The sequence below is a fragment of the Geomonas ferrireducens genome (assembly GCF_004917065.1).
Taxonomy (GTDB): Bacteria; Desulfobacterota; Desulfuromonadia; order Geobacterales; family Geobacteraceae; genus Geomonas; species Geomonas ferrireducens.
This window is the reverse complement of the sequence record NZ_SSYA01000001.1, coordinates 133,841-147,895: the sequence shown is the minus strand read 5'-3', so window position 1 is coordinate 147,895 and position 14,055 is coordinate 133,841. Positions and strand designations below refer to the sequence as shown.

At 58.0% G+C, this 14,055-nt stretch carries 13 protein-coding genes and 1 riboswitch; of the genes, 8 read left to right on the top strand and 5 right to left on the bottom strand.

Features of this window, described 5'->3' with window-relative positions:
- The first annotated feature begins 184 nt into the window (after positions 1-184).
- Positions 185-400, top strand: a complete 216-nt coding sequence (locus E8L22_RS00690; RefSeq protein WP_136523383.1) for a GSU3473 family protein — start codon at positions 185-187, stop codon at positions 398-400.
- Between the two features lie 2 nt (positions 401-402).
- Here E8L22_RS00690 and E8L22_RS00685 read toward each other — a convergent pair whose 3' ends face one another.
- The gene (locus tag E8L22_RS00685) at positions 403-2,517 is read right to left on the bottom strand and encodes a coiled-coil domain-containing protein (RefSeq protein WP_136523382.1); all 2,115 of its coding nucleotides are present in this window, start codon (positions 2,515-2,517) and stop codon (positions 403-405) included.
- A gap of 66 nt (positions 2,518-2,583) precedes the next feature.
- Positions 2,584-2,660: riboswitch (cyclic di-GMP riboswitch) on the bottom strand.
- Positions 2,661-3,008: 348 nt separating this feature from the next.
- Here E8L22_RS00685 and E8L22_RS00680 point away from each other — a divergent pair.
- Together E8L22_RS00680 and E8L22_RS00675 are read left to right on the top strand one after the other, a co-directional pair.
- Entirely contained in the window at positions 3,009-3,215 is a 207-nt protein-coding gene (locus tag E8L22_RS00680; RefSeq protein ID WP_136523381.1) for a hypothetical protein, read from the top strand.
- 213 nt (positions 3,216-3,428) lie between these two features.
- Positions 3,429-4,166, top strand: a complete 738-nt coding sequence (locus E8L22_RS00675) for a C40 family peptidase (RefSeq protein ID WP_136523380.1) — start codon at positions 3,429-3,431, stop codon at positions 4,164-4,166.
- A 72-nt stretch (positions 4,167-4,238) separates the two neighbouring features.
- On the opposite strand, the gene E8L22_RS00670 is transcribed toward E8L22_RS00675, so the two are convergent.
- The 3 genes from E8L22_RS00670 to E8L22_RS00660 form a co-directional block, all read right to left on the bottom strand.
- A complete protein-coding gene (locus E8L22_RS00670; RefSeq protein ID WP_246044483.1) occupies positions 4,239-4,814 on the bottom strand; it encodes a hypothetical protein in 576 nt (191 codons plus the stop codon).
- A gap of 244 nt (positions 4,815-5,058) precedes the next feature.
- Positions 5,059-5,391: a hypothetical protein gene (locus tag E8L22_RS00665; protein WP_136523379.1), complete on the bottom strand. Its 333-nt coding sequence runs from the start codon at positions 5,389-5,391 to the stop codon at positions 5,059-5,061.
- 265 nt (positions 5,392-5,656) lie between these two features.
- Entirely contained in the window at positions 5,657-6,184 is a 528-nt protein-coding gene (locus E8L22_RS00660) for an NADPH-dependent FMN reductase (RefSeq protein ID WP_246044481.1), read from the bottom strand.
- A 239-nt stretch (positions 6,185-6,423) separates the two neighbouring features.
- On the opposite strand from E8L22_RS00660, the gene E8L22_RS00655 reads away from it, so the two are divergent.
- The 3 genes from E8L22_RS00655 to E8L22_RS00645 all read left to right on the top strand — a co-directional run bounded on the left by E8L22_RS00655 (position 6,424) and on the right by E8L22_RS00645 (position 8,805).
- Entirely contained in the window at positions 6,424-7,611 is a 1,188-nt protein-coding gene (locus tag E8L22_RS00655; protein WP_136523377.1) for a hypothetical protein, read from the top strand.
- 180 nt (positions 7,612-7,791) lie between these two features.
- Positions 7,792-8,292, top strand: a complete 501-nt coding sequence (locus E8L22_RS00650; RefSeq protein ID WP_136523376.1) for a hypothetical protein — start codon at positions 7,792-7,794, stop codon at positions 8,290-8,292.
- A 108-nt stretch (positions 8,293-8,400) separates the two neighbouring features.
- Positions 8,401-8,805 (top strand): putative signal transducing protein, encoded by a 405-nt coding sequence (locus E8L22_RS00645; protein ID WP_136523375.1) that lies wholly within the window; start codon positions 8,401-8,403, stop codon positions 8,803-8,805.
- Between the two features lie 121 nt (positions 8,806-8,926).
- Here E8L22_RS00645 and E8L22_RS00640 read toward each other — a convergent pair whose 3' ends face one another.
- Positions 8,927-9,301: a low affinity iron permease family protein gene (locus E8L22_RS00640; RefSeq protein ID WP_136523374.1), complete on the bottom strand. Its 375-nt coding sequence runs from the start codon at positions 9,299-9,301 to the stop codon at positions 8,927-8,929.
- 375 nt (positions 9,302-9,676) lie between these two features.
- On the opposite strand from E8L22_RS00640, the gene E8L22_RS00635 reads away from it, so the two are divergent.
- Positions 9,677-12,508, top strand: coding sequence for a DUF3160 domain-containing protein (locus E8L22_RS00635; protein WP_162604751.1), 2,832 nt, complete (start codon positions 9,677-9,679; stop codon positions 12,506-12,508).
- On the top strand, positions 12,492-14,009 hold the full coding sequence (locus E8L22_RS00630; protein WP_136523372.1) for a CapA family protein: 1,518 nt from the start codon (positions 12,492-12,494) through the stop codon (positions 14,007-14,009). The genes E8L22_RS00635 and E8L22_RS00630 overlap by 17 nt, the downstream gene beginning before the upstream one ends.
- Positions 14,010-14,055 lie beyond the last annotated feature (46 nt).

Here is a 14,055-nt window from a genome sequence, read left to right as displayed (position 1 = left end):
GAAAGGGGGGGAGTGAACTGCCGGATGTCGGAGATTATTTGGCTGGGCGATAGGTTGTATCGTTGAAGGCGATGTCTTGTTGAATAGATAGCCGGAGTAGGCTAGAATGACACTGGTCGATGAGAATGATTCATGAGGAAGGAGGCGGGAGGAGTTTCACCTGGAACAAAGGAGTGTGTTAGAGATGGGAATTACGGTGATTTTTGAAAACGGCGAAGAGAAGAATGTCCCTTCTTATATGCTGGACTACCTGATCAGGGAGAGGAAGATCGTCGCCTTTTTGAGGTCTTCGGGGTGGGTCGAAATCGGGCGTGACCCGATCAGAAAATCGCAGCAACCCCTTACCAGATCCGGAGAGCGGTGGAGCGACTTCCTGTTCAAGAGAAATCAGCAGTCCTAGCTTCAGGCAGATCCTACCAAACGCAGTGCCGGGCATCGCTTGAGACGCTCCATCTTCTTCGGGCCCTCAAGCGGTACCGGTTCCATCATCAAGCCGACTTCTTCGGCAAAACAGATAGCCCCCCTCACCGTTCTCGCATAGGAATCGTCGTCTTGCGGCTGCTCTTCAGGGAGGTAGACCCTGGTCAGCTTGCTCTGTGTTCCGTAGATCGCAGCGAAGACCTCTTTCTTCTCCCCTTTGCGCAAACCGCAGATATATCCCTGGCAGCTTTCCTGACCTCCGGTTCCTTCCGGTGACAGATAGGCGTTGTTGATCGAGTGGTGCAGTTCCAGCACGTCCTCTGTATTTTGCACCTCAATGGCCGAGAGGCCGCTTTCCAGCATGAATAGAATTGGCGCTCCGTCGTCCGCCCCGAAGTTGAACCCACCCCCTGCAAGGTCCCCCAAGGGGACGAAGAAAGGCTCCTCCTGACCGGGCGGCGGGGATGCGGCATCGGCGTCGGTCAAGGCGCCGCTTGGGGGAGGCGCTGCGGACCAGTCATGTTTCTGCTGTGGGACATCGAATTCCTCGAAGGGCGCTATTTCGCCAAAGGCCGGGTTCGGGGGGAGGGGGAGAGGAGACTGCCGCGACCCGTCGTCCTTTTGCTGCGCCTTGGAGGACTCGAGGTGCGGCCGGTAAGGCCAGTCTTCGGCGGGACTTTTCTCTGGCTGCGGTGCCGCCGCCGGTGGAACGGCCTGATCGCGTTCGGCCCGGACCTGCTCGAGTTCGCGGCGCAGATCGGCCAATTCGCCGCGCAGATCGGCTAGTTCGTGGTGAAGATCGGCCAGTTCGGCTTCGGCGGTGCCGAGTTTCTCGTCCGACGCTGCGGCGCGTCGTAGGGCGTCGTCCCTTTCTTCGCCGACCCGCCGGATTTCTCCGTGCAGATCGTCCGGTTCGCTCTCGGCGGTCGCTTGCTGCTCCTCCAGCCGGGCGCCGCGGTTTTGTGCGGCATCCTGCGCCGCTTGCGTTTCGGAAAGGCGACGGCGCAGTTCGGCAAGCTCCTGCTCCTGTTGCTCCTTCTCCTGCGTCACCGCGGTCAACCGCTGCGAAGCCTCCTCCCGCTCCCGCCTCAGCCGTTCTAGCCCCCGCTGCGCCTCTTCGAGCTTCGCGGCGGTCTCACGCTGCAGTTCCCCTGCTTTTCGTTCCGACTCGAGTGCCGCATCACGCTCTTCGGCAAGTTGTGCAAGATCCTGTCTTGCCTGGGCCAGGTTCTCCACCATGGCCTCGTGCTCCTGTTCCGTGTTGGCGTGCTGCCGCGTGAGCTCATCGAGCCGTGCCGCCAGCCCGCCCGCCTCGTCAAGCGCGCGGGCTGTCTGGGCTTCCTTTACCCGAAGCTCCTCCTCTGCCTGCCTCGCTTGCCCGAGGAATGTCTCCTTCTCCGCGGTAAGGACGGCACATGCCTCCCTTGCCGCGGACAATTCTTCCGCGTCTTGCTGGTGTTGAAGGGAGAGCTGTCGCAACTGGGCGGTCAGGGCGTCGCGCTCTGCCAGAAGGGCCTGGTGCGCCTTGCCGGTTTCGGCCTTCGACGGGCTGTCCGGCTCGGATGCTCCCTGACGGGGTGCCGGTGGAGCCGGGATGGAAGGAGAAAGGAGCTGGGTGGGGGCGGTCGTGGACGACGGGCCCTCCGTTACCTGCGCCTTCTGAGCGATTGGGAGGGTGGGCGCTCCGGCCTGGCCATGCTTTAACGCGGCGGCCCCCTTTGTCCCCGGGAGGCGCAGGATCTTCGAGTTGCGCACAACTACCTCGCGCATGGCGGGACTGTAGCTCATGTCTACGCGCTCGGGCGAGAACCCCATGGCCCGGGCACACTCCAGTGCCTCGTCCAGGTCACGGGAGTACTCGGCTTCACTTGTTCCCTTGCCGGGAGCGGTATAGACGAAGATCTTGCGGTCGTTGACGACAAAGGTGAGATAGACCTTTACCAGCGTCTTCTTTCTGATGGCGCACAGGTGCGCCTCCATCGATTCGGGGCGCGAACCGGGCGAGGAACTTCTAGTGACGGGTGCGGAGCGAAAGAGGTCGAGAACCTCGGATTCCGCGACTTCGATACAGCCGATGGTGCTATCCAGTGCCAGCATGAGACCTCCAGTACCCGTTTGAATCGGTTACCGAATAAAAAAACCGCGTCGCCTTATAAATGATATTTCGGCAACCCGGCTGTCTGCATGAGACCCAATGGGCTTTCCGCCCCACCCTCGCGGGTGGTTTAGTATTGTCGTGTATCGTCGGAGTGAGGATGCCCGCAGAAGGGGACCCTCTATGTAGAAGCCTGAATACATTACACTAATTGCATATGGTAAAGCAATGGCCTTTTGTCTACAGGAACGGGGTGTGAGCCGACGGGATGATCCGAAGCGGACAGGTACAAAATTCCCATCCTTTTTGAGCGGTGAAGTTGACTTTCGAGGGAGGACGCATAGAATCGTATACGGAAAAAGTTCTTCGCTTTTAATGGGACTTACCCGCATTGTCTCTAGTAATATGATTCATATACCAGACGGATAAATGCCGGCACGACAGTATCTCTTTTGTTTCTTCATTCTGTTGTGGTGGCAGGCTGGAGGAAGTCATGGCTGACATAGAGCACGACGATAGCGGGTTCACCTGCGAGTGCGGCCTGCGCAACGAGTATCCGGGTTATGTCCAGTCTCACTGGAGTGTGAAACTGTCATACTCATGCGCTTGCCACAGGCAGTACATACTGTACCGGGGCACCGTGATGAAGACCTCGCGCGAGTCCCAGGAGATATTCGACAGCGAAGCTTTCGGCGACTGACCCCCTTCACGATCCCCGCCAATCAGTAGCGCTCTTCCCCTACGCCAAGTTGGCTGCCAATTTGCAATACATGACGCGGAACCGGTCACTATCGCCGGAAAATCCGTCAATTATGGCTCCGAACGCCTTTTTCGGTGACGGAGCGTTGACTCCGCGTCAAAAACACCGGCTGCGCCCCCCCCCATGTGCGGGCCCGGCCGGATGGGAAAAACAATGGCAATAAACCCGCTGCAGACACAAGCCTTGCCCGCATCGCCGCGCGATGTCCGCGTACAGAAGAAGAATGCCTCCGTCACTACGGACTTCCAATCCCTGCTACATTCGATGAGCGCCCCTGAAGAGGCGAAGTCGGTATCGCCACAGACCGCGGCGGAACTGCTCCGTATCCGGATGATGCAAAGTACCCTCGCCCTGTCCTGTGATCGCCCAGACACTGCCTCTCAGGGACAACGGGCCATCGCCAGCCTCCTGCAGGGACTCGACCAGACACCCGCCAGGCAGATGCGGAGCACCGCGTCGCTGGAGACGGCGGAAGCGCAGGAGTGGGCGGCGTCGATGCCGTCTCCTTCCACGACACGGGGCGCCGAGGCCGATGGCATCAGCCAGACCGCCTCGGAATTCCTCGGCACGCCTTACCTTTTCGGCGGGGAAGGGCCGAGCGGCATCGACTGCTCGAGCTTCGTCCAGCAAGTCTTCCAGGCCCATCACATCAACCTCCCCAGGACGGCGCGCGAACAGATCGCCGTAGGCAGCGATGTCGCCCCGGGCGATCTCCAAAAGGGGGACTTGGTCTTTTTTCAGACCTACGCCTCCTATCCGTCCCACGTCGGCATCTACCTTGGCGACGGCAAGATGATCCACGCATCATCCGGGAGGGGAGAAGTCACCGTCTCCGACATGAACAGCGATTACTACAGCTCCCGGTACCTGGGGGCGAAACGCGTCATCTGATCCCGTGCAGGCCCGCACGTAACGGAAAGGCCATTACGCCCGTGCCCTGTCTCGCAAAGCCACGTTCCCCTTCTAGATGTCCGCAAGGTCGTAGAAGCGGTTGATGACTTCCTTTACCCTTCCCATGAGCGCCTTGAGGCGGCCCCTGGCTGTGTATTCACGCGCGGCGTCGTCGGGGGACCAGATCTGGCGCACCGTCGCTATATCCACGTTCTTGCGTGTGGTGATCTCGTCGTAGTTGTCGGTGATGCCGCAACAACGCGCCCTGTTCCACTCCTCCCGGTTCGCCGATCTCCACTTGGACCTGAACTCCTGGAAGGTCGGCTCGTCGCCGAAGTTCATTTCGCTCACATCTATCGATATCGGTTCGCCCTGTGTGTTGCGGTGCACCCTCTCCACATAAGCCACATGCCAGTAGCTCTTGATGGTGAAAATGGCGACGTCACCCTCGGTGATCTCGGTGACCTCCGCGTTCTTGAGGTCGGGCATGTCGTCACGCATCGGTACGGGAAAAGAGGGAATCCTCGACTTGACGTAATCGACGCAATATCCCCCCCGGTCCATCCAGTCCTCGCAGTTGCAGGCGGCATGAGAGGTCCGGACGCCGAAAGTCATCAGAAAAAGAAAGATCAAAATACTGCTTTTCATGCGGTTCTCCATAAGGCTTTGCCGTCTGGCGCGGGAGATGCGCAGACGAAGGCTCGGCAGCTACGGCAGGGGACGTAGCGGGAGCAGTACATCACGCAAAGGTGCGCCTGCGCGTCTCAACTGGCGCCCAAAGCGGTACGTCGCGGCGAGTCACTGTAGGACAACACTGTGCCGGGTGCCGCTGCGCGAGCCGGCATTTCCTTTACCGACGTCGGTCGGCGCAGGATGCGAATTTCAATGTGGATCAGCCTTGGAGTTGTTTGGGAGGGGCACGGCCGGAGTGGGGGATGATGGCGGGGGAGCGGCGCAGCGTCGGGGTTGCCTGGACAACGCTGCCGTAACTGGTGACGGCAACGGCCTCGACCACCTTCGGCAACACGGCGACCAGGTCGTGGTACTGCTTGAGCTGGCTGGAAATATTCTTCTGCTGGAGCTCGAAGGTGACGCGATGGAGCGGCTTGGGGCGATGGGGACGCGAGAGGTCGGGCACCCGTGCACCTGCACTGAGCAGGGACAGGACTACCAGGAAAATCACCAGGGCCTGGGGGCGGATATAGTGGACGCGGTCACTTCTCATAGGGGTTCTCGGCGCTCATTAATAGCATGTTTACCCGTAAAAGGGAACCTGCTAGTGGAGTCCGAGGCGTCGAGTCGCCCATTGCGAAGGGGGAGCCTGCCCCCCGTAGCACGCCTTTGCGAAGGGGGGGCAGGGGGGATTTGCTTTTACTCGCAAACCGCCCCCCCGGTCCCAAGAAGGTGAACTGGACCGTCGTCAACAAGAAGGCCCCCGGCTATGCGACGGGGGCCTTCTTGTCTGCGCCAAATTATTATTTGCGGAGGGCTTATTCCGCGTGCCGCTTCACCCACTGGACGTAGCGGTCCATCCACCCCTGCAGGAACTTCACCGTGTCGGGGCTCGAGATGTTCCCGTCCCCGTCGAAGAAGCCATCCTTCACCTGGATGAACACCTCAGGCTGCCCCATGGTCGGTGCATCGAGGTAGGCAAGCGTATTGCGCAGGTGCTGCTGTGCCATCGCGGAACCGATTTGTCCGATGGATGCCCCGAGAATACCGACCGGTTTGCCGGTCCAGGCACTCGTCCCGTAGGGGCGTGAGGCGTTGTCTAGCGCGTTTTTAAGTACACCCGGCATGGAGCGGTTGTATTCGGGAGTCACGAAGATGAGACCGGAGCATCCTTTTACTTCGCTCTTGAGTTGGACCACCGATTGGGCCTGTTTGTCATCGTCATCCTGGTTGTAGAGCGGCAGGTCACCTATTTCCAAAAACTTGAAAGAGAACTCGGCAGGGCCCAGCTTTACCAGTGCATTGGCAAGCTTTCTGTTAATGGAATCCCGACGTAGACTCCCCACGATTACTCCAATCTGGTATTGACCCATCTTTAATTCCTCCCGTGATTTTACGACATAAACCCGCAGGTATGACTATAGCACTTCGTCCCCTGTTTGCTTTGCTACATAAGTCTCAGTAGAGTTTGACGGGCCAAATTGGCTGGGGTTTATAACTGAATATACAGATATTCTTTGACAGGAAAATGAAAAAATATTAAAAGAATTGTAGGAAAAAGTCTGGCTCAGGAGGGAACCTTTTCATGATCCGGTTTAACCAGGAGCAGGCGACGACCGGGGATGCGGCGATACCACCAGCAAACGTCCGGGAGGTAGCCTTTTGCTGGTGGGGTGCCATCTTGTGGAATGCCATCGCGCAACCCACCGGCTTCATCTGTCTCAATGCGCTCATCAAAGGCGAGGCGTTGGCGGCACTCGGCCTGCTGTTACCTTTGGTAGGGCTCCGGCTTCTCTGGCAGGCGTTGAAGAAAAGGCGTCAGATGCGGGATCTGGGTGAAATCCGCCTGCACATGGACCCTTTACCAGCGTCGATCGGCGGTGAAGCTGGAGGGAGTATCGATCTCCCCGTCCGCTACAGCGCCGACAACGTCTTTCTGGTTTCCCTTCGCTGCGAGAGAGGCATCAAAAGGGATGATGACACCCACATGGAACTGATGTGGGATGAGCGAGGCTACGCCACATCGATGCCGGCTGGTGTTGGCACAAGAATCGCGTTTCGCTTTGCCGTTCCCGCCAACCAGTTGTCGAGCAGCAACGTGAATGTCTGGACAGTGCGGATCACTGCCGAGCTGCCCGGTCTGGAGCTCGACCGAAGCTTCATCATACCGGTGCTGAGGACCGGAAGGCCTAAGCGCTCCCAACTGACGGTTCCCCTGGCTTGCGAGCTCAAGCCCCCCATGGATCTCCCCTCCCGTACGGTCCGAATTCGACGTCACCCCGCAGGAGTGCAGTTGCTCTTTCCCTGTCGGCGCAACGCGAAGAGCGCCTTACTGTCCGCATTTTTCAGTGCGTGGTTTCTGGGGGGCGTCGTCATCATCGTGGTGAAGAACCCAGGGGCGGAAGCCGTCATGCTGCCGCTATTTGGGTTGATCGGTGGAGGCCTGCTGCTCTATTCCGTCTGGCTGTCGGGGAACTCCCTTGAAGTGAGCGCCGGTGCCGGCGAATTGAACGTCGTGCGCCGTTTCATGGGGCTTTCCCTCCCCGCGTCCCGCATTGCCGCAGTGGCGGTAAGGAGAGTCGAGCCGGTGAGAAGCGGCGCGTGCGGTACAGGCCCCTGTGCGCGGCTGTTGTACCGGATCACGGCCCAATGCAGTGACGGCACCGGCATCACCGTTGGAGATGGCGTGGAAGGAAGACGTGCGGCCGAGGAAGTTGCACGTCAGCTGCGTGAGGCCTGCGGCGTGTTGCCGACCACCGCGGAGGAACTCTAGGGCACGGCGTACTCACGATGTACCATTATCAGGGGCACGAACCCCATATGTTACGCATACACCCCGACTACCATCACCTTTTGAATCGATGGGAATCCCCACTGTCTCTTCCTGTCGTCCTAGGCGGCACATAGACGCTGCAGCAGGAGGCGTCGTCTCCACATTGGTGCAAAGGAAATGATGGCAACCCCGACCGTCTTAATTTGGATCGTACGCATTGTTGAATGGAGTGTCATCGGCTATTTGGGGCTTTTCCTGTATAAAGTATTCAAATTCCCCTCTTTGCCATGGGTAGGAGCTTATTTTCTAGCACATTGGGTTCCAAAAATACTGATGCCATTCATCATGGCAATATTCTTTAAAACCATGATGTTTCGCGATGATATACTCAACGCTTCAAATAATATAACGAAGGATTCTCTACCAAAAGCTCAAGCTGTGATACAAATAGCGGACTGGACTGCTTTGATAGGTACTACATCTTATTTGTTGCTTACCTTGTTGGTAATATCAGACATGATCCACATAATTCGATCAAAAACAAAGATACAAATTCCTAAACCCTTGGAACTGGTGTTGCCTATCCGAAAAAATGTTACGCTTGTAGGCACTTCAGTCGTATTAATCACCCTCTGTTCACATATTTTATCAACTGTAGCGCTTTATAAGATGTTTTTTTGAGAAACACATAGTTCAGTTTGAAGAGGAAGAACACTCCAACAAAGCGCGGAGCATGAGGAGCATGAAGGCAGGACTGATTCTTGACATGAAAAAGGATGAGGAAAAGAAATGGCTGGTAGACTTGTAACAATTGCCCAGTATCGAGATCTGCCGGAAGCAGGGCTAGCCAAGTCTAAACTTGAGGCGGCAGGAATCCTTTGCTTTCTCGACAACGAGTACACTGTCGGCGCCAACTGGCTATACTCAAACGCACTGGGTGGAGTTAAGCTGAATGTGCCGGAAGAAAATGCAGAAGAAGCAAAAGCAATCATTGAGGAAAACATAGAATACATTGAGCCGGAGGAATCAGAAGGACTGCTTTCCGACTCGGCATGTCCGGCTTGCGGCGCGACAGATATAGAAACAAAGAATTATACGAGAAAATTTGCAGCGATCTCCCTTCTTATTTCACTGCCGATGTTTCTATTCCGGAACAGATATTGCTGCAAGAGTTGTGGTCATCGATGGAAATGACAACACGTGCAGGATGAAATGGAGCAAGAGTAAAGACCTGACCCCATCTTTCGGCGGATGCAACAGCTAAAGCCAAAATCCCAAGGACGTCCCTAATCCACCTTGAACATCGATCTGGGAGTTATTTCTCAGGGGACTTTTTCTTTCTTATCCGTTCAAATTCGGCCTGGAGACGGTCTAATTCATGGTCGGACAAATCCTCCAGGTCTACAAGCGAGTTCCTTGCGCCTTTCTGTGCTTTGAGAAGCTCATCGAGCTTGAGATGAAGAGCCCGTGCGTCACGGTTCTGTGTGTTTTGGATAAGAAACACCATGAGAAACGTGACGATGGTAGTGGCTGTATTGATGATCAGTTGCCATGTATCTGAAAACCCGAAGATTGGCCCCATGCCCGCCCATACTAGTAAAATCGCGATAGCAATCGCGAACGCATAGGGCGAGCCGAGCGCCTCTGCCGACGAACGGGCAAAGGTATGAAAGGTATCTTTCAGTGGCATGTGACCTCCTCGACGAGCATTGATGCTGATCTTTATTATTACAGAAAATTTGGACTGTGGAATCTAGACGTCGAGAGCCGTTCCTGAGTCTTTCCTTCCAATTCATTTTAAAGCTGGTGAGGGGCGATGGGCTAAGCAAGTCATGCGGAATCTGTCTGCGAAAAGCTCGGATTCGAACCGACAATTCATGCGAGGGGACGTTCGAAAAAGGTGACTCCAGCCACGTTGGAGGAGCTACAACCAAGCTGGTGTGCCTGATGATCCTGTGTGGAAAGAGGGCGGGTGGATATGAAACTTAAACGAGGTCATTTGATAGCGGCCGTTTGTGCCGTCCTGGTAGGGGCTGCCGTCCTCGGTTTTCATTGGAGGGGAAAAATGGCCTTCCGCGGTGAAACGGCACGCCGTCCGCCCGCCTTGGAGAACGGCACTCCGGCGGCTAAGGTCTTTATCGACGTCTTTCCTGTGACGTTCCACCCAGTGAAGCGCCAGGAAATAGCAGTTGCCGATGGCGAAGTGTTGTTCCCTCGCGTTTCCCCCGACGGTTCACGCGTGGTGTTTGAATTGAGGCGTGGCGGCAAAGGAATGCTGGCGGTGGCCGATCTTGCTTCCGGGGTGATTTCAGTCCTGGAAGTGGGGCTCGATGATGTTGCTGACCCGGCCTGGAACGCCGACGGCTCCCAGGTGGTTTTCGCGGGTACGCGGCAGGGGGGCTCGGAAATCTACCTCTACCACCTGAACGCTAAGAAGCTGGTCCAGGTGACCCGCGACCCGGCCCGGAAAAAATCGTGGCCGCGCTGCTCTCCATACCGTTTCGATAAACAGTACCGTATTGCCTATACCTCGGATGAGAGGGGGCGCAAGGACATCTGGTGGGTTCGGGAGTCTGGCGAATACGATCAGCCGATAACGGTGTCGCCACAACGAAAGGCCCAGTTCCTGAAAGATCCTTATTGGCAAAAGGAGTCTTCTTTTGAAAGCGCTCCTGCTCCCATCACTGCTGGGGGAGAGTACCCGGAGTGGTCTCCCAGCGGCAACCTGCTCCTCTACCGGACCGGCGCGAACACCGCCGCAATGCTGGCTTATACCTACTACGACTGGTGGCACCCTGCGACAATCAAGGTCCCTGCGTCGTCAGGCATGCTCTCCTGGGCCCCGAACCAGTGCGGCTTCCTTGAGTACGACCCCGCACGGCACACGGCTGCAGTCATGCCGCGCCAATCACCCAAACGAAAACCTGTACTTGCCGGGAGAGTCCTGTCTTCCCCCCCGAGCTTCTTTCCCGACGGACAAGGCTTTGTCGCCGCTGTCGGCGGTGTAGGCGGGAAATCCGTCCTTGCCGTCGAGCCGTACAACGATCCGTTGGGAGACGTGGAAAATCTCTGGATGTTCACCTTTCCTCACAAAGACCGGGACAAACTGGCACGCAACCAGCTCATCTTCCAGGAGACCGGAAACGACCAGATTTACACGCTCTACGATTCCGAGGCGTACGGGGCCGGGACCCGGGATGAATTCGGTGATCATGACCGCCCCTACTTCGTCACGAGCGACGCGGTGCTCGAAACGTTCTACGCCTCCTTCTCAACCCTGTACGCCAACGCCGAGCGGACAGTGCTGGCGAAGGCACTGACAGAGTTTTGTTCAGCGGGCGCGGCTGTCAGCCGGCAGAAGAAATCAGCGCCGGACGTGGAGGCGCTGTTCGGCGTCGGGCTGGCGCTTTTAAAGCCCGAGACGCTCAAAGGCGCTTCGCCGACGGTGCGTGAAGAGGTTCAGCGTATCGAAGCGGCGAAGGGCTGGGCACCCTCGCTGTTCGGTGAGCAGTTAGGCTATGACAACTTTTTCATCCGCGGCAAATACGAACGGGACAAGGAACTGAAGGGATTTTTCCGAGCCCTAAAGTGGTTCCAGTCCTTCACGTTCGACCTGCAGAAGGAGCCGGGCCGTTCACACGCTGCCTCCATTCTCGCGGTTGCCCGCGATCCCAAGGTCTATCCTGCGCTGCAAAAGATGTTCTCCCTGTACGGCAGCATACTCGGGGAATCCCGGTACCGCAGCCCGCTCAATCTGAAGGAGATTGGTCAGGGCCCTCTCCCTGAATTCAAAAGCGACCTCCCCTGGCTCAAAGGACGGGACCTGTTCCGCCTGCTGCCGCCAGTCTACACGCTGGACGCGTTCATCTTCGACGAGCTGATCACCCACGAGGAGCGGCCCGAGACGGTCGGTACGCGGGAGAACCCACGCATGCTTCCGCGGGGGCTGGACATCATGGCGGTCCTGGGCGCCGCCGAGGCGCGGGAAATCCTTGTAAAAGAACTTAAAGAGGGACGCTATGCGAATTACGAACGGTACGTGGACCGGGTCTCGGCCCTGGTAAAGGGTTTCCCCCGGAGTGCCTGGGATGCAAGCCTCTATCAGAACTGGCTCGATCTGATGGCAAGTCTCACCCGGGAAACGGGACAGGCTCCAGCCTTCACGAAAACGGCAGCGTGGCGGAGGAAGCAACTGAACACGGCTTTGGGGAGCTGGGTTAACCTGCGCTACGAGACGATCGCCATGGTGGAACAGGTGGCAGCAGAAGCCGGCGAGGGCGGATATGAAACGCTCGAGGTGGGGCGGCCGAGAGGATACGTGGAGCCAAATCCGGAGTTTTTCCGGACCTTGGACAGGGCCTTCGCGCGGTTGGCCAAAGAGTTCGAGAAGTCGGTCCCCGATGCGGAACTGCGGCAGGAACTCGGCAAGCGCTTTTCGGAACATCGTACTCACCTGCAATCGCTGGAGACGATCGCGCGCAAGGAGCTGAAGGGGGAGGCGCTGAGCGATGCAGACTACGACGAAATCCTCTCCATCGGCAGGACCGTCGAGCATTTCATGCAGGTCATTGCCAGCGCAAGCGGCACCGACGGCGAACCGCTCTCCAATCCGGAGCCGATCCGAAAGATCGTTGATGTTCAGAAGGATGATCTGCACGGAGTACGGTTGTACGAGGCGCTTGGTCATGCGGCAGAGATGGACGTGGTAGTGCCTTACTTCGGGCGCAGGCAGATCGCCAAGGGCTCTGTTTATTCGTACTACGAGTTCACCGCCGAGGAGAGCCTGAACAGCGAGAAATGGCGGAAGATGAAGCAGCCCCGCCCGGCCTGGATCAGGGATTATTACGGCAGTACTACCGTCGCCCCGATGAAGACCCTCGATGCTAACGGCAGATAGGATGGGGCGTGGCTGTCTCGGGGCATCGCTCCACCCCTTGGGAGCCGCCCTGCTCAGCGTGACGGTGATGATGGCGGCGTTATGTGCACCGCTGCAGGCTCACGCGGCAGGGGTACGTTTTTACGGCGATGTCCTCCTTTCGCGCGGGGTGGAGAGGTTCGTCCAAGATGAGGGGGGGCAACCGGTGCGGCAGGCGCTTGCCCCGTTTCTCGCCCTCGACAGGGTCAACGTGGCAAACCTGGAAGGCTCGGTCGGAGCAGCTTGCTCCCCTGGAAGGCAGCCTTGCTTTCCCATCAGAGCCGGGATGCTTGACCTGCTGGATGGGTTTGACGTGCTGTCACTAGAGAATAATCATGCTCTTGATTCCGGGGCTAGCGGCATCGAACGGACGGCAGATGGCCTGCGCCGCAGAGGGATTGTGGCTTTGACGCGGAAAGCGAGCTCGGTGACGCTCGAGACAGGAACTGGCACCTTGGCTGTCGTCTCAGCGACGGACGTTGTAAATGTAGCCGGCGACTGGCAGCACCTTATGGCAGCCGACGACCCTGAGCTGCCGGCGGAGGTCCGTCGCCTGAAACGTACCGGGACGGCGGTTGCAGTCTACGTGCACTGGGGTCGTGAACTGATTGCCGCGCCGACGGAGCGGATGAGAGCACTGGCCCGGCGCTATGTCGCTGCGGGAGCAGATGTAGTGGTCGGAACCCATCCGCATGTGCCGGGGGCGGCGGCCTGTGTCGACGGAAAACCCGTTGTCTGGTCCCTTGGCAACTTCTTGTTCGATCAGAAATTCGACGCAACCAAGAAGGGGGCGCTGCTTGACTGTGAGATAAAGTCAGGGAAGCTCTCGTGCCGGCTCATCGGACACGAGACGCCCCGTGGATCTTACCTGCCAGTGACTGCCGTCGGTGACCCGTTTGCGGCGGAAAACGCGGTGCTGGCCGCCTGTGCGCCACCGGTCAATCCATCCTGGACCGGCCGCTTCGGCCGCTCGCCGAAGACGAAACGGCTCGTGCAAGTGCCAGAGGGTGGCGGTGGTGTCATGTCCCGGCTTGAGCTGTACGACCTGGAGACGGGCCGGCGAGAGGCGAGGACGCCGCCGATGCCTATTCGCAAGGTGCAGCCGGTGGATGTGAACGGCGACGGTATCAAGGAAGTGATGTTGATCCAGGAGGTTTTCTCCTCTCTGGACCGGGAGGTTGCCAAGAGGGTCTACCTCTACAGCTTTGACGGGGCATTCCATGCCCTGTGGCGGGGGAGCGCGCTGAGCCGGCCGCTCCTGGACGCCCAGTTCGTCAGCCGCCGGAAGAAAAAGCCGGTGCTGGTGGCGCTCCATCGGGACGAGGCGTTTCTGAAAAGAAGGCGGGGGACGGACCGTCGGACCGTCATGGAATACAGGTGGAACGGTTTCGGCTTTACCGGCAGTGCCGAAAAGGCAGCGCCATCGAAGGCAACCGGATTGCGTGAACGAAACGGTACCTTGAGCTTTGTCTGGGATCAGTAGGCCAAGCGTGAAATTGGACTAGGATCAGGGGGACACATATAATAAA